Annotated in this window: 18 protein-coding genes and 1 pseudogene; 3 read left to right on the forward strand and 16 right to left on the reverse strand. The window is 59.4% G+C overall.

Annotated features, from left to right (window positions below; translation table 11 throughout):
- The first annotated feature begins 378 nt into the window (after positions 1-378).
- The gene (locus tag J3P73_RS34450) at positions 379-672 is read left to right on the forward strand and encodes a hypothetical protein (RefSeq protein ID WP_164580024.1); all 294 of its coding nucleotides are present in this window, start codon (positions 379-381) and stop codon (positions 670-672) included.
- A 10-nt stretch (positions 673-682) separates the two neighbouring features.
- A complete protein-coding gene (locus J3P73_RS34455; protein WP_164580025.1) occupies positions 683-2,071 on the forward strand; it encodes a hypothetical protein in 1,389 nt (462 codons plus the stop codon).
- Between the two features lie 3 nt (positions 2,072-2,074).
- On the opposite strand, the gene J3P73_RS34460 is transcribed toward J3P73_RS34455, so the two are convergent.
- The 16 genes from J3P73_RS34460 to J3P73_RS34535 form a co-directional block, all read right to left on the reverse strand.
- Positions 2,075-2,350 carry a hypothetical protein gene (locus J3P73_RS34460; protein WP_245002799.1) on the reverse strand — a complete coding sequence of 92 codons (276 nt, stop codon included), beginning with the start codon at positions 2,348-2,350 and terminating at the stop codon, positions 2,075-2,077.
- A 182-nt stretch (positions 2,351-2,532) separates the two neighbouring features.
- Positions 2,533-5,256, reverse strand: coding sequence for a type IV secretory system conjugative DNA transfer family protein (locus J3P73_RS34465; protein WP_207580341.1), 2,724 nt, complete (start codon positions 5,254-5,256; stop codon positions 2,533-2,535).
- Entirely contained in the window at positions 5,225-6,274 is a 1,050-nt protein-coding gene (gene virB11, locus J3P73_RS34470; protein ID WP_164580028.1) for a P-type DNA transfer ATPase VirB11, read from the reverse strand. Before virB11 ends, J3P73_RS34465 begins: the two co-directional genes overlap by 32 nt.
- A complete protein-coding gene (gene virB10 / locus J3P73_RS34475) occupies positions 6,271-7,278 on the reverse strand; it encodes a type IV secretion system protein VirB10 (protein ID WP_245002800.1) in 1,008 nt (335 codons plus the stop codon). The genes virB11 and virB10 overlap by 4 nt, the downstream gene beginning before the upstream one ends.
- 340 nt (positions 7,279-7,618) lie before the next feature.
- Positions 7,619-8,437: a TrbG/VirB9 family P-type conjugative transfer protein gene (locus J3P73_RS34480; RefSeq protein WP_245002801.1), complete on the reverse strand. Its 819-nt coding sequence runs from the start codon at positions 8,435-8,437 to the stop codon at positions 7,619-7,621.
- An 8-nt stretch (positions 8,438-8,445) separates the two neighbouring features.
- Positions 8,446-9,180 carry a VirB8 family type IV secretion system protein gene (locus tag J3P73_RS34485; RefSeq protein WP_164579990.1) on the reverse strand — a complete coding sequence of 245 codons (735 nt, stop codon included), beginning with the start codon at positions 9,178-9,180 and terminating at the stop codon, positions 8,446-8,448.
- 28 nt (positions 9,181-9,208) lie between these two features.
- Entirely contained in the window at positions 9,209-10,282 is a 1,074-nt protein-coding gene (locus tag J3P73_RS34490; protein WP_164579989.1) for a TrbL/VirB6 family protein, read from the reverse strand.
- 208 nt (positions 10,283-10,490) lie between these two features.
- On the reverse strand, positions 10,491-11,282 hold the full coding sequence (locus J3P73_RS34495) for a conjugal transfer protein (RefSeq protein ID WP_164579988.1): 792 nt from the start codon (positions 11,280-11,282) through the stop codon (positions 10,491-10,493).
- 23 nt (positions 11,283-11,305) lie between these two features.
- The gene (locus J3P73_RS34500) at positions 11,306-12,481 is read right to left on the reverse strand and encodes a lytic transglycosylase domain-containing protein (RefSeq protein ID WP_164579987.1); all 1,176 of its coding nucleotides are present in this window, start codon (positions 12,479-12,481) and stop codon (positions 11,306-11,308) included.
- Complete coding sequence (locus J3P73_RS34505; RefSeq protein ID WP_164579986.1) at positions 12,459-14,978, reverse strand: VirB4 family type IV secretion/conjugal transfer ATPase; 2,520 nt, start codon at positions 14,976-14,978, stop codon at positions 12,459-12,461. Before J3P73_RS34505 ends, J3P73_RS34500 begins: the two co-directional genes overlap by 23 nt.
- 3 nt (positions 14,979-14,981) lie before the next feature.
- Positions 14,982-15,308: a VirB3 family type IV secretion system protein gene (locus J3P73_RS34510; RefSeq protein WP_164579985.1), complete on the reverse strand. Its 327-nt coding sequence runs from the start codon at positions 15,306-15,308 to the stop codon at positions 14,982-14,984.
- Between the two features lie 3 nt (positions 15,309-15,311).
- A complete protein-coding gene (locus J3P73_RS34515; protein WP_164579984.1) occupies positions 15,312-15,671 on the reverse strand; it encodes a TrbC/VirB2 family protein in 360 nt (119 codons plus the stop codon).
- Positions 15,671-16,744 carry a lytic transglycosylase domain-containing protein gene (locus tag J3P73_RS34520; RefSeq protein WP_164579983.1) on the reverse strand — a complete coding sequence of 358 codons (1,074 nt, stop codon included), beginning with the start codon at positions 16,742-16,744 and terminating at the stop codon, positions 15,671-15,673. Before J3P73_RS34520 ends, J3P73_RS34515 begins: the two co-directional genes overlap by 1 nt.
- A 165-nt stretch (positions 16,745-16,909) precedes the next feature.
- Positions 16,910-17,413, reverse strand: a complete 504-nt coding sequence (locus tag J3P73_RS34525) for a hypothetical protein (RefSeq protein ID WP_164579982.1) — start codon at positions 17,411-17,413, stop codon at positions 16,910-16,912.
- Between the two features lie 11 nt (positions 17,414-17,424).
- Positions 17,425-17,919 carry a hypothetical protein gene (locus tag J3P73_RS37855; RefSeq protein WP_245002802.1) on the reverse strand — a complete coding sequence of 165 codons (495 nt, stop codon included), beginning with the start codon at positions 17,917-17,919 and terminating at the stop codon, positions 17,425-17,427.
- A 2,125-nt stretch (positions 17,920-20,044) separates the two neighbouring features.
- Complete coding sequence (locus J3P73_RS34535; protein ID WP_164579981.1) at positions 20,045-20,527, reverse strand: hypothetical protein; 483 nt, start codon at positions 20,525-20,527, stop codon at positions 20,045-20,047.
- 440 nt (positions 20,528-20,967) lie between these two features.
- On the opposite strand from J3P73_RS34535, the pseudogene J3P73_RS34540 reads away from it, so the two are divergent.
- Positions 20,968-21,279: pseudogene (locus J3P73_RS34540) on the forward strand (WGR domain-containing protein); the annotation flags it as partial.
- Positions 21,280-21,296 lie beyond the last annotated feature (17 nt).

The raw sequence follows: 21,296 nt of genomic DNA on the forward strand, positions 1-21,296 counted from the left end.
GCCTTCCTTGGCGGAAGATGTGCTCGATACGGCAGGAACAAAAGTATCATCCCGGCGACAGAGGGTACTGCCGCAGCTGGTAGCGCGGGATTTGTTCGAAATTCTACTGCGCATCCAATGCCTGACGCCGACTAGAGACCATTATGACGAAGCGTAAACCCTTTGTTGCCTATCTCGTGCATCCAACCGTTCACGACTTCGTTACACGTCTTACACCGCGACGATCACGCCCTGCAAGAGGATGGCGGAGCCTGCTAGTTGCTGCCGTATTCAACCGGCCTCATGGACAGGCCCCTCCCTAGATTCGTCCCTTGCCGCAACTCAACCATCACTTATACTGCAGTTATATTTTTGAGGTTGAATATGAGGAGGCTTTCGATGACGTCGCTCAAAAAGCGCGGCTACCGATTCGACTTGCGGCGGCTCTGTGTGGCGACCCTGGTTCTCGGATGTGTTTTCCTCCTTGCCTGCATCGCAATCCGAGACAGCCTCACGCTGGGCTACGCGATGATGATCCCGGTCTATGCCTTCCTTTCGGCTGTGCTCGAAGGCTCGCGCCTCGACAAGGGCGGCAGCTGGGACATGCAAGCTTGGGGAGAGACGATCGTCGCAATCGCCGCGGCGATGGCAGTGGGATATCTCGGATATCGGCTCTGGCTCCTCGGCTATTGAAGGGGCTGGCATGCGGATCGTCGTTCGCAACAGTCCGGCCTATCCCCTCGCGGACCTGTCCGACCGAGAGGCAACCGCGTTGCGTGCATGGTATGGCAACGCTGCATCCAACGAGGATGAGGCGATTGCGCTTTCGGTTATCAAACGCGCTAAAGTGATGGACGGCTGGATTGAATGCGATTGCCTCGCTGCTGGCTTACAGCCATTGCTCGCGCCGATCCGGCAGGAGCGCACATTTACGCTGCGACGACTGACCCCGAAGGAGGCGGACGCCGACCGGCATGAGGGACGGCCAAACCATGCAGGAACGTGCCCTTTTCATGTGGACAAGGACGCCGTTCCCGCATTCTTCGACCGGGGCTATCGGATCTGCCCGTTGCCAAAATCCGAGCGCAACTACGTCGACGCCCTTCCATCCATTCCCAACCGTCTTGCTGATCTCTCGGCAGATGATCCGACCCGATCAAAGGAGCGGAACGATCGGCCTTCCCGACTTGGTTTCGTCCTGTGGCGGATGCTGGATAAGGCGGGTACAAATGTCATTCCGCCCTTGCAGGACGATCCCGAGCTTACGCTGACAGGTCAGCTCTCGCGGATACGCGCCGCCGCAAGGGAACTCAGGGTGCTGAGGACCTGGACACTGAACGCACTAATGTCAACATGGGCTGCGGATTATTGGGATTCAGATAGCCGTTGGCAGCGATTTCTCTGGACCTCCCGTCCGGACTGGCCGGAAAGTCTTCGGCGAACCGGCTTTATGTTGCTATTCACGAAAACCGTATCGGCGCAGGCGATCACGCCGGCATCGTCCTCACGAACGATCGAGCTACTCGGGAAAGTCCGGCAGCCACTGCGTGGGGATCCGGCACTCAGAGGTCCGTTCCTGACATTGCTGAACGTCGATTTTCAGGATGATGACGAGGGACCGGTGCGGGCGATTCAGGCCTACGCCCAGCCGGTCTATAATGGCGACACGTTGTTCCCGGTGGAATCGGGATTCGAAAGAGACGTTTCGCACCTGCTGTTCTGGCTGCAGCAATCTCTGTTCGACGCTGCACCGGACCTGCGCATCAAGATCACCAAACCGCTATTCGCATTGGAAACCCCCGCTGGTCTGTGCAGGCCGGACTTCATGTTGGAGGCGTCGTATCGAGGATCTCAGTCGGTAAACCTCATTGTCGAAGCCTTTGGGATGGAGACCGAGGAATACCGGCAAGCGAAGGAAAAGACCCTGCCTCGCATGAAGCACCTCGGGCCGATCTTTGGCATTTTTCCCAAGGATCTAACGGAGGCGCAGGCCGCAGACACCGCCAGGCGGCTACAAAACTGGCTGATCGATCAAGTTCGACGATCTGAACACGACACTTCGCCGACGTCCGATGACGGCAGCCTGTGTTGAGGGTCAATTGCGGTCGTCATTTTCTGCGGGTTTTGAATGAATGGTCGCTTGGACAGCCCTAAGCTCACCTTTCGCGGCATCGAGGAGCGCCTGTTGGACGGTCATCAGCAATTCGGGTGGGCAAATCCCGAACATGCGCGACACGAGGTCGTCAACCAGTTCCGTGATAGTCGGCGTGAGCCTCGCCGGCGCCGACCGATCGATGGCATTCTCACCACCGCCCTCCCGACCAACTTCAGCTCTGATCGCTTGCCTCTCCGTCTCGCGCTCCTTCACCATCAGCCAAAAGCCGGCGTCAGCTCGGGCCGCAGCGACAATTCGTTCGAGATTGCGACCCTTTGAAAATTCTGTGCTTGAGAGATGTCTAATCTCACCCATGGTATTGCTCTCCTGGCAGACGGTGCGCGGTCTCGCTTCCTCTCGCGCCGTAATGTATGGTCGGTGATCGACGGACGCTTGTGCTAATCAGCGTGCGCCTCGGTCTCATATTGCTCCCGATCCTCGCCCAGCGGATCTCGGGCCAGGTTGGCGAACTGGTACAGGTAGGCTCGTGAGCTGTCCTCGGTGAGCCGATTAGAAAGGCTCTCAATTAAGAGCTCGACATCCGCGTTGAGCTCTACCGGCTCAAGCGCGTTCTCTTCGGCCTGCTGGAAGATCACATCGTTCAGCGCGTTAAGATCCTCTCCAAATGCGTCTCTAACCTCCTGCCGCTGAAGAACTGGCGCCACTGGCCGAGGAACGATATGATCCGTTGGACCATTGGTCTGTTTGGATCGAACGCTCCGATGTGCCGGTGAGCCCGAATAGACATTGCGGCTGAGCTTCTCCTCGTCGATATTGAGATCGTTGTCACTCTCACGAGCGGCACCAGACGTTTTCGGCATGCTGCGCTTTCGTTTTCCGTTCGCCGGATCTCCCTTTCGCTTACCTCCCGGCTGCTTCTTTTCTTCCTCCGGCGCCTCTTTTTCTGTCACACCGGCCTCGCGTGTCTCGTCGAGATCCAGGCGATGACGCAGTTCGTCAAGCGAGGAGATGTAGACGTGGCGGACAGCATCCTTGACGACGGAGCGATCAAAATGGATATGAGCGCCCGTCGCGGGCGGGGCCGCCGCAGCTGACCTGCTGTCGGCGATTGTCCATTCAACCGGCTCCATGCAAGGTCTTTTCACCGGCTTGAACTTTCGCACTTTCGAGAACATCCGCTCACCGCCGGAGTCGAGCTTCATAATGCGCATCAGCGGCATGCCGGTGACCTGCAGGATCGCCTCTTCCGGCTTCATCATCATCAGCGTATTGATGGGAAGGAGATCGACAGAGACAGGCACCTTCGATATCGACCGCTGCCTTCGGCCGTGACGATGCGAATAGGACGATTGCTCGACCCACTCCGTCGTCTTGCCGGCGGCCATCGAGACTGCCGTGGCATCCTCCTGGTTCTGAAAATTCATGAACAGCTTGATCGTCGAGGCGCCCATCAGGATCTTCTGGCCGGAGCGCTGATACAGCCTTTCAAGCTGGGCGCCATCCTGAAGGATGAAGACGAAACGCACGCCATTCTTGCGGATCAGCGGGGCGAGCGTCAGGACCGTATCGATCCGGCCGCCATTGCCGAACTCGTCGAGCATCATCAGGACTTCGTGCTCACCGTTGCGCAGTGGCCCCATCTGAACAAGCTTGTCGGCCATCTGCTGGATAAACATCGAGATCAGCCGCTCATAGATCTGCATGGCGTTCCAGTCCGCCTGGATGTAGATTGCGAGCTTACGCTTTCTGATGGTGCCGATCGGAATGGTGGTGATTGAGGTCAGCGCTTCCACCAATGGGTTCTGCAGAAAGTTGAGCTTGGCGACGATCTCCGCGGCAATCCCCTCCCCGAGCTTTTCATGCCGGCCGGCGAATTTGGTCAGCTGCATGCGAGTCTGGTCTGAGAGAACCGGCTCATAATTTTCCAATAACTGGATGATCGCCTTGCGCTCATCCGACATCGAGTTGAGGATGCGATAGAGCTCGCTGAGCGACTTTCGGGTGTCTGGGCATTCGAGCACGAAGCCGAGCATCGCCGTCAGCAGGATCCTGGCGCTTTCCTCCCAGAAGTCGGAGGAATCCGATCGCAGTCGTTCCGGTAGCAGCATCTGCGTCAGCTTCTGCAAGTCGGTGATCCGCTGGTTCGGCTCGTCACTGATCAGGTCTAGCGGGTTGTAGCCGTCGGTGTATCTCGATCCCGGCGCGAGCAGGAAAACCTCATATCCCTTGTCCTTCAGGTAGCCCGACGTCTCCTCGAACAGCTCGCCGCTCATGTCGAGCACGACCTGTGACCCCTGGAAACTCATCATCGTCGGAATGACGAAGCCGCGCGATTTGCCCTGCCCCGGCGACCCGATGACCATGACATGCTGGTCCCCGTCGTTGCGCAGCAGCAATCCTTGCTTCAGCCCAAGGACGATACCGTGCTTGTCGCGCAGCCGAAAATCCGCCGCGTCCTTTAAGGTCGCCAGCCGCGCCTTACCCATGATCATCCGCTGACGTTTCTGGATTGCCGCGACGATCGGAAATCCGACAATGGCACCGGCGGCGGCGAGGCCCGCGAGGGCTGCGAGCACCGTCTGTCGAGACGGCTTCTGATAGGCACCGGCTGCATCCGTCGCCCCGAACGGCGCTTGATACATGGCGGCCAGATGATTGCCATAGTAGCTGGCGATTTCGGCATGCTCACCGGCCCTGGTGGCAACGAGATAAAAGGCCACGCCGTAGACGATGACACCGGCATAAGCGGCGGCGAAGATGAGAGCCGTGTGCGCAATCAGGCTGAACATCGACCGGATGTGCAGGAGATAGAGGATCTTGCGCGACAGCGCCCTCCCGCCTTTCAACATCCAGAGGCAAGTCATGAAAGACAGGAACGGCAAGGCAAGGACGAAGGCCAGCAGCGAAAGTCCGACCGTGTTGCGGACATGGATGATAGACCAGGTATAGCGGACGGCGTCGATCAAGCGTGCCTGTCCCACATAGTCGAAGTAGGACGAAGACCCGAACGAGGTGATGTAGGCGTCATAGATCAGCGTGAAGAAGGCGAGCCACAAGAGAACGACGCCGAAGAGTGCGATCGGCAAGGTGAACAACGATGCCCGCTGCAGGCCCGTCCATTTCGGGCGGTCAGTCTCGGTGTGCGTGGATACGCTTGCCATTTTCGTCCACCTCATCGGCAAAGTAGATCTCGCTGACGCCGCGGCCGCCCGCGCCATCGCTCTTCTTCAACTGGACCACGATTGGGATGATCGAGCGGATGTATCGAATGATGTCGTCGCGCTCCATGCGCACGTTGCTATTGAGCACCAGCGTCGACAGTCGGTTGAACGCGTGGTGCGGTGAGTTTGCGTGGATGGTCGACATTGACCCGGGATGCCCGGTATTGATGGCATTCAAAAAGTCGAAGGCCTCGTCGCCGCGCAACTCGCCCATGAAGATCCGGTCCGGTCTGAGACGGAGCGCCGTGGCCAGCAGATCGCCCATCGTGACCCTCGCCTCGCCCTGGCCACCCTTCGAGATCAGCAGCGACACGACATTCTCTTGCCGCGGCTTCAACTCGGCAGTGTCCTGCATGAGGATGAACCGCTCATGGTTCGGAATGGCGGTGAGCATCGTATTCAGAAAGGTCGTCTTGCCGGTGGAGGTGCCGCCCGAAATTAGCATGCTGCGGTGATTGATTGCCGCGAGCTCCAGGAAGGCGCGAACCTTGCCGGCCCGCAGCAGCCGCGACAACTCGATATCGACGTCATCGATGTAATCGTCGCCGGTCACCTTGGTGAAACGGAACGCGCCGGCCTTCTCATAGTCGTTCAGATCGAAACGGCGGATGAACTGCTTGCGGATGGAGAACGCATGGCCGGTCGCCGAGGTCGGGTTCAGCACAAACTGCACTCGCTCGCCATTGACGAGGGTCGCCGACAGGAGCGGATGTTGCGCGTTGACTGTTTGCTTGGTGAACGAGGCGGCGCGCGAGGCCATATGGCGGATCGCATCTTGATCGAGCCCGTCCACGTCCTGCCTAACCATGCTGAGTTGGCCGATCCGCTCGAGCCAAATTTCATTGCTGCGCTGGCAGGAGATTTCTACGACATTGGGATCGTCGAGGAACGGCCGGATCGGCTCGATCGCCTCCGACAGAAAATGCTGTTCGGCAGAAATCGACGGGCGCGCGTTCATTTGCCGAGCCTCTTTCTGCGCAAGCGCTCGAATTCTTCGCGCACCGGGTCCGCATAAAGCCCGGCGAAGTCGAGGTCGCGCGTGACGAACACGTTAATGTCGGAGCCCTGAGGGACGTGGATCGTCGGCCGAATATTGCGACTGTCCTGGAACGCTTCTGTCCCCAGCTGCTGGATGCCGGAGGCAATGGTCTCGGCGGCTATTTCGCGAGCACGGTCCTGCGACGTTTCACCATTGTCCTGCGGGATGCTGGTGACGCTGCCATTGTCGTTGATAATGGTGATATTGCGATCCTGCTTCTGACCAAGCTGGGCGATGTATTGGGTGGCGCCACCAATCAGCGTCATCATCGCCGGCGGCCCGAACCGTTCCCAATACTTGCGGTCGACGACACCCGTCATGCCCGAGCGCCCGAGCCGGTCGGTGCCATAAGAGCCGAGCTGCACCGAAACGCCGTCTCCGCGGATCATCCGTGTCCAGACGATCAGGATCCGCTCCTGCCCCCGCTCGACGCCGGATTTATAATCGCCGATCAGTGACGACCCAGCCGGTATGAGGATGCGACGGCCGTCGAACGAATAGACATCGTCGCGCACGATCCCCTTCACCATGCCGGCGAGTTCTGAATTGATGGCCGTCTCCAGCGTTCCGCGGATCATCGTGCCCTGAGGGATCCAAGCGTCGGGGCGGCGGTTCTCGGTTGCGACTGAAACGTCCACACCCTGCCCGCCCATCGCCTTCAGGAAAGCACGATCATTGTCGACCGCGCCGCCGCCGTTTGACGCTGCTGCCGTTTGCGCCCCGGACGGATCACTGGCGCCGAACAGTCCCGCACCCGCGGCGTCGGTCGAGGCCCGTGCCGCGCCGTTCCTCTGATCCGATTGATCGAAGACCATGGCGGAGGAGCGGACACGCTCCAGCAGCTTGGCTTGCCGTGCGAGCTCGATGCAGCGGGGATTGTCCGGGTTCTTGCCTCTGGTGCAGTCGACCTCGGCCGGTGGCAAAACGGGAGCAGCCGCCGGAACGACGGGCGCTGGCGGCGGCGGAGGGGTGGCGGCGGCGCTTCGGGAACGACCACCGTCGGCAAAGGAGGCGGGGCCGGTGTTCTGAACCCTTCGTTCCTCGGTGTCTGGACCGGACGGAACTCCTCCCGAGGTGTCGTGTCGATCGCCGGCTGCTGCTCACCCCCGGCAAGAAGAAAATAAAGGACGACGCCGACGCCGGCGATGGCCGCGATAACCGCGATCGGCCGCATGAGACCCACGCCGCTCCGTCGGACCGGACCGCCGATTGCACTGTCGGTGTCGAGCGAATGATAATTTGGATCCGACATGGCGCGCTTTCCTAATGTTGAGCTTGTTGCGGGACACCGCCGGCACCGATCCGCTTCGGCGCAACCGCACCTTCGATCGGTGCTGGAATATCGGCGGGGATAGTGCGCAGATTAAACAGGCAGGTCTCATCTTCGGTGCCATAGCGCAGCGACCACTGGCGCGAGACGCTGTCGATGACGATATAATCGGCCTCGCGGCGGTAGTTTACGAGGCTCTCACGGCGTTTCCGGTCGACGATGAAGATCGCCGGAATGTCGCCGGTGAACTTCATGAAGGTCTTCAGTCCGTCGTCAAATACCCATAAGGGCTTTGCCGCATCGCTTCCCTTGAAGCCATAATCGTAGTTGACCTTATCGCGGCGGATGTTCTTGAGGTTAGGATTGCCGGCAGCATCCTGCGCCTGCTTCCAGAGTTCCGCGGTCCCCTTCAGCCCGGCGTCTTCTGGATAGGTGAACTGCAGCTTGAAGGTCTGGTTCTGGATCGCCTTGCTGTCGTTGACCCGCAGATCGAAAGAGTAGGTCCGCCTGGTGGTCACGACGGAGAGATTGGTTGAAGCGTCCTTTTCCATCGGCTTCAAGGTCAGGGAACGCCGGTCGGCCGAGGTGAGGATCTGCCAGGAGACGGTGTCGCCGGCAACCACCTGGGTGATCTCTTCGTCCGTGCCGAAGAGGATCGTCGTCACCATGCCGTAGGTGCCGGTCACCAGGAAAACCTGTTCAGCCGAATAGGGTAGCGAGCGCACCCGAGGATCGAGCCTTCCCGGACGTGCTACCAGTTCGGCATGGCCGACCGTGGTTCCCAGCAGCAGTACGAATGAAAGAGCTGCCATCCGCTTTATCATTGGGCTGGCCCCGACGGCATGGTTTCCGGAACCCTTGCATATTCGGTGACGACAAAGCCCAACGGATTGTACAGACGAACCCGATTGCTGGCGGGAAGATTGATCTGCCGGTAGCGCACCGTAGCAGACCAGCGATTGATGACATCGCCACCGCGCTGGCGCTCCCGTGTCTCAAATCGGACGGCCATGGTCGAGGCATTGAGGGGATTGACCGAGAGGATTTCCGGCCGAATGTCGCCGGTGGCACCCAGTGTCTTCACGGGCCCCCTTGGGTTGCTCGGGTTCATCCACGCCTCATACTCCTTGAAGGCGTCGGAGTTCGGTTCCGACCAGAGCGCGATCATGTCGAAGTTGTCCGAGAGATAGCGGGGATCGTAGGTCTCGCGGCGGATGACGTAATTGCCGACGAATGAGGCGCGAACCGCCTGGATTTCCGAGACGCTCGACCGATCCTTGTCGAGCGTCGTCACGGTTTCCATGTAGCCGGTGTTCTTGTCCACGATCAGGGGCACCACCTCGGTGCGGACAAGCGGGAAGAGCTGCGCCACCGAAAACGACAGTATTCCGGCGATGGCCCAGCCCGCCACGGCGAACACGAGCAGGATGAAACCGATCAAGGTCCGAAGCGAGCGATTCCTTTCGCCCCAGGACAAGTGCCGGTCATAGATTTCCTGCGGGCCGGGAACATGATCGGTCGGAGCAGGTGTTGTCTGTCTTCTGAACAATGCCAAGTGTTACCCTCGAATAACGGTGTCTCGTTCACTCGCTGTTGCGGCGGCGATTGGTGAGCATCCGGCCGAGCGTCCCGACGCCGGCCACACTGCCACGGCCGGCAAGTGCTGCCGCCGTCACGGCGCCTCTCGGACCAGTCAGCATGCCAAGCGCGACGGCTCCCGCCTGCCCGGCCCTCGAATTGCTGGATGCAAGTGCTCTGCGGGCGGCGCTGTAACCCGTGTCGACACCGCCCCCACCCGGCACACCCGATATCGCCGTGCCGTAGGAAAAGGTTCTGGCGAAATCCGGCACCTGGAAAATAAAATAGGAGATCAGCGCCAGGTAGAGCACCATGGCGAGCACGATCGCCAATGCGTTTTCCTTGGTCGCCATGTCGCCGTTGATCGTGTCCATCATGCCGATTAGAAAACCGAAGGACAGGCCGGCCATGACATAGGTGAAGAGAAGCATGAACATGCCGTAGGCGACGCCCCTCACCCATGCGTCGAAGACAAATCGCGTGATGCCGAAAAAGTAGCAGAGGATCGCGATCGGGCCGATCGCCAGCATCACGGCGGTGATCATCTTGGCAAACAGCGTGACGCCGGTGAGGATCAGCAGCATCGGCAGCAGACCGAACACCAGCACAATGAACACGACCACAGCGCCGGTGACATTCGGCAGCCACCCCGACTCGTAGGAATTGAAGAGCTGCATGGCGAAGTCGTAGACCTTGCGCGCCATCGAGGCGACTTGGCTGGCGAGATCGGAACCGGCGGACTGGCCGCCCATTGCCGAGGAAATGGCCGAACCGAGATCCTGTGGCGTCGACAGCACGAACTGGCCGATATTGTCGTAGAAGGTAGCCCAGGACATGATCAACGCGTAAGCCAGCGCGATCTTGAAAGCCGTCACCGCCATGTCCTGCAGGGAGACAGCAGACAGTCCGAGTGCACCCCAGAGGAAGTAGAGGATCAGGAAGATCGCCAGGATGGCTGAGACAAGATTGCTGTGCTGGGCAAACAGGCCCCAGGCCCGTTCAAGCGAGGCCTCATTGATCTTGTCGAAATATCTGAGCGCATCGCCATAGAAATTGATCGCGTAGCTGACTGGATCCATGTCGCATCCTAATTGACAGGCCGCATTGGGCCGCAATCATCCGTGACGACTCTCGCCAGAGCCTGTTCCGGCGGCGCTGGTTGCGGCGCTCTGTCGTAACCGAGTGCCGGCACCGGATTTTCGTCGGCCGAGCATTTCGCCAACTGTTCGTATTTGCCGCCGCAGCCACTGAGAGCCGCGCAATAAAATGCCAGGATCAGGGCCAGCCTCACTGCTCCTGCTCCTCGAATGCCTTCAACTGATCGCGAACCGAGGCCCCCTGTTGCTCCAAGCCTCCATCCCGCATGACACCGTCGGGAAGCGGCGCGAAGGTCTTGAGGTTCTGCGATGAAGTGGCGAGCGCCGCCTTGTATTGCTGGTTCAGCAGCATGACCTGGTTGTTGAGGGAGCCAACGGCTTCGTTTGCGGTCTGGTTGCCTTGCAGCACCATCTGGGTGTTCTGTTCGAGCGCGCCCTTGAGGTCCTGAGCCGTGCCGATCTTCTCGGTCGCCTGCATGAACGAGTTTTGCCGATCCTTGGTGGCGCTGTTCATCGCATCCGTCAGCGCCGTCATCGTCGTCAAGGCATTGACCCCTTGCGAATAGGCCTGGTTGGCGCCTGAGAGCTCCCCGCCCTTGACGGTATCGACCACCATCTTCACCAGGTTGAGGCCGTTGATCAGTTTGGCGGCCGTATTCTGAAACTGACCGCTGATGCCGCCGAACACCGCCTGATTTCCCGACAGGATCGATCCGAAATCCGGCGCCTGCCCCATGCTGAAGCCATTGCCGGTCGCAAGTTTGGCAAACTGGCTGGCATCCTGACTGCGATCGCCTGTGATCGCCTGTAAGGTCTTCGTCGTGTTGTCCTTGACGACCGAGGTATCCTGCTGGATCTGAGACGACAGTCGCTTTATGTCCTCGCTGAGCGAAATGTTTTCCGAATCCTTGACGGGGACCTGCGCGAAAGCGTGCGAGACGGCGACGATGCCAAAGGCTGCCGCGATGACAAATCTCTTCATGTGCCTAACCTCTCTTGTCCGTTTCAGTTTGCTATCGGTCTGGCATCGACGACCGTCACCAGGCCCAATACGGGATCTTGCATCGCGGAGAAGGTCGCGGTGTCGCCACTGGCGCGTACCTGTTCCTGAAGGTCGTCAAGCCAGCGCTGGATCTGCTCGGTCGTGGCACTCGACGGCACGGCAAAGCAGCGGGTGCTGCCGGTGTCGACGACGGTCGATGGGCACTGGATTTGTGCCATGACCAGCGAGCCGTCGAAATCCTTGGAGTTGCCGCCGCCGGAGCCGCGCAAGTTCGCCGACGACGATTGCAACCCGGCTTGAAGGCGCTGCAGATATTGCTGGTTCGCCTCAATCGATTTCCCAAGCAGCTCATTCCAGACGGATCCGCGCTCGACCTGCGCCTGCGTATTGCGGTCGACAGCCTTTTTCAGCTGCTCGCCGCAGCCGTTCCCGTAGCTCGCGCTTTCGGGCTCGGTGTTGTCGCTAGCCGGCGGGGTCCGATCGCCATTCTGCGTCTTGTTGCGGCCGTAATAGGCGGAGACCTTTTTGACATAATCCTGCGTCTCGGGAATGTTCGGGATCTGGCCGTTCTGCAGCGACTGACGATAAGGACCGGCATTGTAGCCGGCGGCGATCAAGTCGTAGCGATTGCCGAACATCCCTTGGAGTTGTTTGATGTATTTAACGCCCCCGCGGATATTATCGCGCGTATCGTAGGGATTGACGCCCAGCTGAGCGGCGGTCCCCGGCATCAGCTGCATGACGCCGGTCGCGCCGACCGCCGACCGTGCGGATTGCCGGAAGCGGGATTCCTGTTCGGCAATGGCGAGCGCAAAATTCGGATCGACGCCCTGGCGGATCGCCTCGTCCTCGACCATGCGGGCGACTTCCTGCTGGCTCGGCGTCCGCTGCGATGGTCCAGCCGGCGCGGCCTCACCCGACATGCCCTCTGCCGAGCAGTCGGCGGGTGCGCCGGAGCCCTGACCGGGTGCTACGCTGTCCGTCGTTCCGCCCGAGGCGCCTTTCAGTTTCCGGGTATCGGCCTGATAAACCTGATACCAGTTCAAGGTCGCCTGCTGGATCTTCTGGCGGGCATTGTCGATGACCGGAACCTGGGCGTGGGTGGCCGTGGGCGTTATCACTGTCGCCAGCACCAGAACGCCGGCCGTCGCCAGCTCAGGAAGCCTCGCGTTGTTCATCGGACGCTTCTCCCTCCCAGTCGCAGAATTTCGACAGCCAGTTCTTCGGATCGTCTCCATATTCGTCGAGCAGCATCTCGACCTCGCGAACGGTCTCCTCGCGGCCGGACAAGACCTTGATGAATTCCGGCATGTGGGACATGTCGACACGCGCGATCACGCTGCTCTTCGCCTGTTTGATCAGCATGAAACGCGAGCTCGGGTCGCCGTTCTTGACCCATTCGAATTCGGCCCTCGAGAGTCCGAAATTCTCCATGTAGGAGTGCTCGTCGGCCTTCGGATTGGCGAAGAAGATGTTGGTCGACGTCTGCTCGATGATCGTGCGGCTGACACTGGATTGCACGACGTCGTCGGCGGACTGCGTGCCGAAAATGACAAGACCGTTCCTTTTCCGGATGGTCTTGAAGTAGTCCTTCATGGTGCGCTTGAACTCGTCGTCGTCGAGCAGCTTCCAGGCTTCGTCCATCAGGTTGATGATCGGCGCCTTGCCGTCATAGATCCCGTCCAGGCGGTGGAACATGTAGAGGAGGGCCGCGGTGCGCACCGTCGGGTCATCGAGGATCGACGTCATGTCGAAGCCGATCATCGGCCTGGAGATGTCGAGATTGTCGTCGGCATTGTCGAAGAGCCAGGCATAGGGGCCGCGATCGACCCATTTGTCGAGCCGTGCGATCAGGCTGCCTTCGGTCCTCTCGCTTCCGGCCAAGAGGGCACGCAAGGATGAGAGCCGGCGGTACGATCTGTCTTTTGTCTTGAGCACGGACTTGATCGCATTGCGGATGATCGTTTCTTCCTGCGGCGTCAGGCTCTCGCCTTCCTTCGATGGCTTCAGCATAAAGCTCAAAAGCCCGTACAGGAAAACGCGGTTTTCCTCGGTGTCATCGAGAAGCAATGGATTCCAACCCGATGGTTCGCCGGGTTCGAGCGTGATGTATCGTCCGCCGGCTGCGCGCACCATGATGTCGAGGCCACGGTCCTTGTCGAAGACGATCGTCTTCAGCCGCGGGCTGACGCGGTAGGCCTGCAGGATCAGAAAGGCCATGATGACGGTCTTGCCCGAACCCGTCGGTCCAAAGACAGTCGTATGGCCGACGTCGCCCTGATGGAAGTTGAAGAAAAAGGGTGTCCCTGACGTCGTCTCAAAGATGGTGATTGCCGGACCCCAGTGGTTTCCGTCGGGCTTGCCATAGGGATAGGCATGGAAACTGCTGAGCCCGGCGCAGTTGAGCGTCGAGATGAGAGCGCGTCGGGCGATATAGGCCTGGTTGCCGGGTAGTTGCGCCCAATAAGCGGGCTCGGCATTCAGATCCTCTCGGACATAGGATGCGCCGAGCGCGCCGAGCTCGTTTCCAATCAGCGCAACGGCGTCATCAAGCTGAGCCGTTGTTTTTGCAACTGGCATGACGGTGAGGTGATGCTCGGTAAAGGCAACGCGTTTGCGGGCGAGTTCGTCACGGGCGATGTCGAGATTGGCCTGGACGCTGGAGCCGCCTTCGTCGGCCTTCGACATCTGCCGATCAAGCCTTTCGATGCGGCTGCGGGCGGCCATGTCGTCGACGAACGACATCGACTGGGTCAGCACCATCTCGAAAGGGAGCTTGAGGATATAGTCGAGCATGCCGGCGCCGGTCTCGGGCGGATATTCCTTCAGCGATACCATCGCCGCATAACGGTCATCGCCGGACGTGTCGCCTTGAAGATGGATAATCCGGTTGCCGATCGATGTCCGCCGCGCCGGAAGCATTTCGTCGATCGGAATATTGACGAGGCGGATCGGCCGGACCCGGCCGCCGTTCAGCAGTGTGTAGAAGAACTCGCATTGCTCCGAGAACCAGGCTGTTCGTACGCCCTCGTCGAGCGCCTTATCGTCGGAGATTGTGCGGTAGATCTTCTTGCCGCTGCCAAGGTCGACTTCGGCGCGTTGCACGTCGTGCAAGACCTTCGGGCCGTAGGCGGCAAGCGATTTTTCCAGTGCCCTTATCGCTTCGACAAGCTTGTCGCGCATCGCACGAAACTGTTCCTTTCGCACGACATTTCCGCCAATGCCCATGACACGGGACAGCGCCGAACCCTTCTTGAACAGGGGCCGAATGACGAGGGAGACATAGGTGTCGTTGACGAACATCTCGTTCCTGGAGATGCTTGACTGGTAGACGTCGTCGAGACGCCGCATGAAGGGATCGGCGAAGCTCGACGGCAGCGAGGGCGCGACCTTGCGTCGGATGACATGGGTGTAGAGCGCAAAATTGCCGATCGACGAGATCGCGCGGAACGCCGAATTGCGCTGCCGCTGCAGCATGTTGATCGTCTCGATATCGGCGGTCTCAAACGAAAAGCCGGTCAGCCTCAGGGTCGAGACCAGGCAGTCGTTCTTCAGACGGATAATGCCGTTCTCGATCGGCACATAGAACGGGACATGCGTCGATACGCGCCGGTCGGCAAATATTTCCCAACCCTTCGACAAGCTCCCTTTCAACGATTTCGCCATGGTGTCCATCGATCACGCCCCATAGGTTCTGATGCCACCGCCGAGCCTTCGGCCCAGAGGATTGACGCCGCACATGCTGAGCCGTCCGACGATCTCGAAGAACCAGAGGTCGAGCTTCACCGTCAGCACATAGAGGATGCTGTGAAGGATCACGAATGAGACCGGGAACCAGAGGATCGAACCTAGAATCATGAACACCATCAGTGAGATGAAGCATTCCGCCAGAAAATAGGTGTAGGGGATCCCCATAACCGTCGGCGGCCGCGTCAGAGCCAGGATGACCGGATAGGATTCGATGTACTCATCGCCGCCGTCGGCGGTGTTGCCTGATCCAGCCATGGCTCAAGATCCGCTGCCAGCAAGGAAGTCGACGAGCTCGGCGGCCGCAAACATGCCGGCAAGGCTTCCCCCAACCCGAAGCAGGGCGCCCCACGACCAGTATCCGAAGGCTGCGGCGAGAAACATGCCGATGAAAGCGATCGCTCCGACCGAGCGGCCGAACGGACCGGTGAAGAACTGCACCAGCCGGTCAGCGGCGTTTTGCAAGGCATCGAGGTTTTGCGCCGCAGCCGGTTCGAACTGGCTGACGAGTAGGATCAGGCTGGCCGCAAAGACCATTGCGGCATTGCCGACCCATTTGCGCTTCGTCGTCGAACGCCAGGCGACGCTGCCATAAAGGACTGCCACTGCGATTAGATTCATCAATGCACCTCTTCCTTGACGATTTTAACGGGACCGCCAACGTGGGTCGGTCCGTCTTCCTGGGGGGAGCGGTTCGCCGCTGTCAGCGGATCTGCAACAGAAAAAATAAGCATCGGTGATTTTGCGCGATCGGCAGTCCCTGCCCGGCGCTTCGAGCCGGACTCCGACGGGGATGACAGGCTACGCGTGCCCGTAGAGGTCGCCGCCGAACCAACGTAGAACCCGACGACACGCGTGACATAGTCCGCGGTTTCCCGGATCAGCGGCAAGGAGTGGCGAAGATCGACACGAGGCTCACCGGCATTATAGGCAGAGGCGACGAGCACCGGATTGCGATACTTGTCGATGAGAACGCGGAGGAATCGCGTGCCGACGCGGATATTCTGCTCTGGATCGGTGAGATCATTCGCACCAAAGGCTGCGCCGATCCGCGGCATCACCTGCATCAAGCCGACGGCACCAGCTGGACTGACGAGGCGTGGATCGTAGCCGGCATTTTCGGCCCGCATGATCGAGAGCACCCAGTTCGGGTCAACCCCTTCCGTAGCGGCGATCGCTAATGCGAGCTTTGCATAGTTCTCGGGGATGCCGGAAAGCAGATCCGGTCGGGGCTGTATCGACGCCGGGTTGGCATCAGCTTTCAACGCGGACGGCGGATCGACGATGTGAGGGGACGGCTTCTGCTCAAAGGAGAAGACGTCGATTGGCGAATGCACGGTGCGTTCGCGGAGCGCATTCGCGCTACCAGCCGCTTCTCCTGGTAATCCCGGGTGACTGTCTTCAAACTCTTCCATCGTTTCCGATAAAAGAGCGTCGGGTGCACTCGGATGTTCGTCTTTCGGCACGTCAAAGCGATGACTGAAGCTGACCCAATCGATTGTCGGCTGCGGCGGCTGCTTAGTCGCAACAGTCACGCTCAACGCGGCAGTTGGAATCAAGCTGGCTGCCACTCTCCCTGCCTTCTGACTCTTGACGCCGCGAGGCCCATCGGCCAGAGCAGTCATTTGTGACGAGGGGGGCAGATCGTTGTCGCCCGGGTTGGAAGCGAAACCGGTGAGCAGAAGTGTCGACATTCCAGCAATCCACAGCGCGCTTCGCGACCATACCTTTTGCGGTCTCTTCACAAGCGGAAGTGGGATGCGATCCATAGCCGAACCAGTCCGAAATTATACTGCGGTATAAGATTTTGAACCGCATTCCGTTACGGAAATCAACTTAAAAGTTTTACTCCGGTATAATTATTGGTGCGGCAACAGCGCTTCGGGACCCGTTTCTCGAAGGAAAATCAATGGCGTAGCGCGCGACCATTTATCCGGCGTCCAACGATATTGGGTCTGTTCACGATCACCCAATATGCGGGCCAGGCGCACCGCTGTGCCGCCTTTGATCAGTACCGAACCGGCATAAATTCCTGATTGGGAGCCATAGATTCGGCACACGAAATTGGGCAATTCCCTCTTTATCCTCGCCACTGGATAGCAGGACTCGATCTGGTAGCGTTCGCCGCCTTCTGAAATCCACAGGCCCCTCTCCTGGACGGGGCCAAGACGCTCGCGCCCGAATTGGGTGCCATAGTCAAGTTGGCACTCGACGATGTTGCTGGAATAGGCTTTGCAGGCTGCAAGGCTGAGATACGCGAACGGCACCGGCGGCTGTGGCCGCGGCCGCTCAACCTGGTGACCGCATCCTGCCAGCGCCGTTATTGCTGCCAGAGACCCGAAGAGCTTCGTGAAAGTCCGCATAGTGTTGCTTTCTAGCTTGCCTGCCGATAACCGGCATGTTCGAGGGCTTCGAGAAAAAGATCACGGGCAAGCCCGCAATAGGGTGACGGTGCCTGAGCCAAGTGAAGCTGGGTGAGCACCAGTCCGAGATCGAAAATGGTTCTCACAACATCCTTCAGGTCATCGTTGAAGGTGTCCCGCAACATCTCTCTGCCTTCATGGCCTTTGACCACGATCGCGTAGTCGTCACGTGCGATGCTATGCCATAGTTCGATAGTCCCGGTTTCGCCGCCTGCGCTTTCCGCATCGCAAATGAGCATGAGCGCGTAATCTGGATGCGGCAGGCCGCTTTCCTCGATTGACGTGCCGCCATGGAATTCCGTCAACACGACGCGCGATGCGAAGAGCAGCATCCGTTCGTTCACCAGCAGACCTTTTTGCCCCAGGCGGACAAAGCCATTCATACCGGCAGACCGGGTAGCGGCGGGTGAGAGATTTTCCCGGCAGTGCTCGCAGATCGACAGCAAGTGATCGTTCCTGATTTCGAACGTGCTGTGAAAGCGGCTGACGATGAACTGCTCGACGTTCTTTGTTCGACCGCCGAGCGACTCGACGAATGCGAAGGCGGCAAGCGGTGTCCATGGCCGCTTCAGAACACCGACCTCAGAGCCGTTGGCATCATTGACGAGGCTCGATGGTCCGACGACAATGCCGGCGGACCGGGTCTGTGCGCCGCAACCCGGGCAATCGATCGATATCGGAACTTTGTACCATTCCTTCGTCAGTAGGGATCGATTGTGTGTCAGATGCAGACCCGGTTGTTAACAGCGTAGAGGCCACGCAACGGGTTCTGATCTCCCTTGACCTTACCCCTCGCGCCGCGAGCTGCACTTATACTCCAGTATAATATATTATCAACCAGATGCGGACGCCTGAGGGCTTCAAATGCTGCGGAGACGACCTGCCGCAACATCCGACCCATGAGGGTTATACCGAGCAAGGGGCGCCGGCCACATCAAATGGAAGCACCAAAACCCGACGAAGCGGTCCCTCCCGCTGACGCGGCAGAGTCTTCGCTGCCACAGCCAGCCAGGAACTGCCTCCAAGACGATTGCTGAACAGCATTCACTATCGTCAAACAACCACGAAGCAGCCATCGTTGAATGAACCCTTCCCTCAATCAGTTCAGAGGAGAATTCTATGCAGCGACGTCAACAAATCGAGCAGGACGCACGCAAGAAGATTTCAGATCCATATGACGTCGACTACTTCGCCAAGAAGCACGGAATAAGCTTCAAAGATGCCGCTCGGATCATCAACCTCCATCGCTCGGACAGGGACTCCTCTGATCGGGCGGCATACCATCTGAAAGACTCGTGTTGAAGACCGAGGCTCGCCGTAAAGTCGTTTGCCTCACCCGCAGCAACGCACAAACGACGTCTTGAACCCGCACCTGCTGATGATCTGAGTTCGCACTGTCGGCGCTCTGTTCGTCGCGACGTCTGCTCGCTCGCCGGGCAGCTTTCCTGCAAGTTCTCAAGCAGACGGTTCCCAACGGAATGCCCGATGAACTGGCGACTTACGTTGGCAAATGGCAGGTAAGAGGCTCCCCGCTAAAAGTATCGGAGACATCATTCGCAAGATCGCTCATCAGCGCAATCGCCGAATTGCGGGTTCGCAAAATCACCTATCGGCTCGTATTCCCAATCCCCAAAACGCCGATTTGCTCAACCACCTATTAGCCGAAATCGTCGATGAGTAATAATCGCGATCGCCGGTTTGCCAATGCGCGGAGTTGGCGAAGCACCCCCTCGCCCATTATCCCAACCGCACAATCGCTGATGAACCTATGCGCTGATCCACCGACGAGCCCAACCGCCGAAACGCGAGAACGCCGGATCTCTCATTGACCGATTGGCGAAACGGGTGAATTGCACGCCCGCCGATTCACAGACCAGAGATTCAGCGCCGTGAGGAGATGTCACTCTCTGCCGCCAAACGACCTCTACCAAGACCAAATTCATGTCCGGACAGATCCTACACCTGCAAATAAGCTGCGACAGATTCCAGCGTTGATCACGCCTCTCGGCAATCGCCCCTCGGGCGAAGCGGCTAACGGTATACCGTTAGCCTATCCTGCCATCTCCCATCAAATCGGCCCGGACACCGTGCCCGAGGCGCTGATGCTGTTGCGAGTCGTGAGACAAAGCAATAGCGCTCACAGGGGCAAGCCTGTGAGCCGCGCCGGAGGAACAGCACGGTGTCCAGACCGATTTGATGGGAGATGCTGAAGCGAGCTGTCGTCGTGAGGAGTCGAGAGGACCGTGACCGGAGGGAACGGGCATCGACGACATGCGAACGATGAGACGGCGAGCACACCGCAGGAGAGGATGAACACCTGGAGCGGATGCCCGAAGAAAACGGGCGTAGCGCAAGGAGTTCATCCTCTCCGTCTTGTTTGGGGAAGTCGCGGCAGCGTCCGCCAACCGGCCCGAAAGGCCGGGCGGGTGTCATCCCGCACCACAGGGAGAGGGGTGTTTGAGGGGAGAGGCGGCAAGTCTCTCCCCTCAGGAACGCGCGCTGGCTCGATGCCTGCAAGCGGTCAAGCCAGTGGGAAAGACGAGAGGCGGAACCGCCTCTCGTCCCATCAGCTCAAGCGTAGACGACGCGCGCAACGCTGATGGCAATACCTGTTTCCCGCGTAATATCGTGGATGATCGTAGCGAGGGGACCGATCTCCGTGTCGCTCACCGAGACGGTCGTCGGATAGCTGATCTCGATGCCGTCGCAGTCTGCCGACAAGGCGTTGTGCCATTCACCGCCGTTGACCCGATACTCATAGGTGAAGTAATCGATCTCTAGCTCATCGAGGAGCACAAGCGTGCGGCGGGCGAGGACTTCCTCCTCGCCTTGGAGTTGGCATGAGATCACCCCGTCGGTATCGTCCTCAGCGATCAATTCACGCTGCAGGGCCACGATACGGCGCGTCGAGCGGATCGCCCCATCAAGGCCGGCCATCAGCCGGTCGTGGAGCATCTTTGAGAATTCATCCTCGCAGCCGATACGGTTCGCGCTCACGAGAAGCTTGAAGCCGGCGAGCTTGGCATGAAGCATGAGAAAGTTGAAATCAGACATAAGAAGCCTCCTTTTCGTTCTGACGAAAAGGTGCCCGCATTGGCGACCTAAGGGGTCAAGGATCGCGATAGCGACCGCCAGCGGCGGCGAGCGGAGGAACCGATTTTTTCGTCGTGTCGCGTGAGCGGCGCGGTGGAAAAATTGGAGGGGCCGCGATGTCCTTGAGGCCGCCGGGGCGAATGCGACAATAGGAAGTCAGAGAGAGATAAACCACGTCGCCGACAGGCGACGTGACCGTTTGCCGAGCGCAGCCGGCCCTGCCGCCTTTTCATCTGGCTGCTCGTGCGGATAACCGTGCTGACGATGCGGCAACCGCGAGAGGGGCGTGACCCGAATGGGCGGAGACCGCTTGCGGGCTCCGTGAGCAGCAGCGAATAGCACCGTCCGCCGCAGGCGGCTCGCCCGAAACATACTGGCCCGTCCGACGACCCATCACCGCCATGAATCAATTGTGGCCGAACGATTCAAATGTCTCGTTGGACGTGGAGTCGGCTCTCAGCGATTCTGCCGCTATGATCGCACAACCCTACCAGCTCTATGTCGAACGCGCGGACGCCACGAAAAACATGGCTCGCTTCTACGCCATGTCGATCGAGCCGACACTGTTCGGCGAAGCGTGCCTCATCCGCAGATGGGGGCGCATCGGGGCCGGCGGCCAGAGGCTGGTGCATCATTTCAGGCGCGAGGAGGAGGCGGTCGAGCTCTTCCTTATAGTCCTGAGAAAGAAGCGCTCGCGCGGATACAGACCAAGACTGCATTCCGGCCAGGA

It is taken from the genome of Rhizobium ruizarguesonis (genome assembly GCF_017357285.1).
Taxonomy (GTDB): Bacteria; Pseudomonadota; Alphaproteobacteria; order Rhizobiales; family Rhizobiaceae; genus Rhizobium; species Rhizobium ruizarguesonis.

Bases quoted from the DNA above. Each gene is read 5' to 3' on its own strand.
- J3P73_RS34450 (WP_164580024.1), top strand. From the start codon at position 379: ATGACGTCGCTCAAAAAGCGCGGCTACCGATTCGACTTGCGGCGGCTC.
- J3P73_RS34455 (WP_164580025.1), top strand. From the start codon at position 683: ATGCGGATCGTCGTTCGCAACAGTCCGGCCTATCCCCTCGCGGACCTG.
- J3P73_RS34460 (WP_245002799.1), bottom strand. From the start codon at position 2,350: ATGGTGAAGGAGCGCGAGACGGAGAGGCAAGCGATCAGAGCTGAAGTT.
- J3P73_RS34465 (WP_207580341.1), bottom strand. From the start codon at position 5,256: ATGGCAAGCGTATCCACGCACACCGAGACTGACCGCCCGAAATGGACG.
- virB11 (WP_164580028.1), bottom strand. From the start codon at position 6,274: ATGAACGCGCGCCCGTCGATTTCTGCCGAACAGCATTTTCTGTCGGAG.
- J3P73_RS34480 (WP_245002801.1), bottom strand. From the start codon at position 8,437: ATGGCAGCTCTTTCATTCGTACTGCTGCTGGGAACCACGGTCGGCCAT.
- J3P73_RS34490 (WP_164579989.1), bottom strand. From the start codon at position 10,282: ATGGATCCAGTCAGCTACGCGATCAATTTCTATGGCGATGCGCTCAGA.
- J3P73_RS34495 (WP_164579988.1), bottom strand. From the start codon at position 11,282: ATGAAGAGATTTGTCATCGCGGCAGCCTTTGGCATCGTCGCCGTCTCG.
- J3P73_RS34500 (WP_164579987.1), bottom strand. From the start codon at position 12,481: ATGAACAACGCGAGGCTTCCTGAGCTGGCGACGGCCGGCGTTCTGGTG.
- J3P73_RS34505 (WP_164579986.1), bottom strand. From the start codon at position 14,978: ATGGACACCATGGCGAAATCGTTGAAAGGGAGCTTGTCGAAGGGTTGG.
- J3P73_RS34510 (WP_164579985.1), bottom strand. From the start codon at position 15,308: ATGGCTGGATCAGGCAACACCGCCGACGGCGGCGATGAGTACATCGAA.
- J3P73_RS34515 (WP_164579984.1), bottom strand. From the start codon at position 15,671: ATGAATCTAATCGCAGTGGCAGTCCTTTATGGCAGCGTCGCCTGGCGT.
- J3P73_RS34520 (WP_164579983.1), bottom strand. From the start codon at position 16,744: ATGTCGACACTTCTGCTCACCGGTTTCGCTTCCAACCCGGGCGACAAC.
- J3P73_RS34525 (WP_164579982.1), bottom strand. From the start codon at position 17,413: ATGCGGACTTTCACGAAGCTCTTCGGGTCTCTGGCAGCAATAACGGCG.
- J3P73_RS34535 (WP_164579981.1), bottom strand. From the start codon at position 20,527: ATGTCTGATTTCAACTTTCTCATGCTTCATGCCAAGCTCGCCGGCTTC.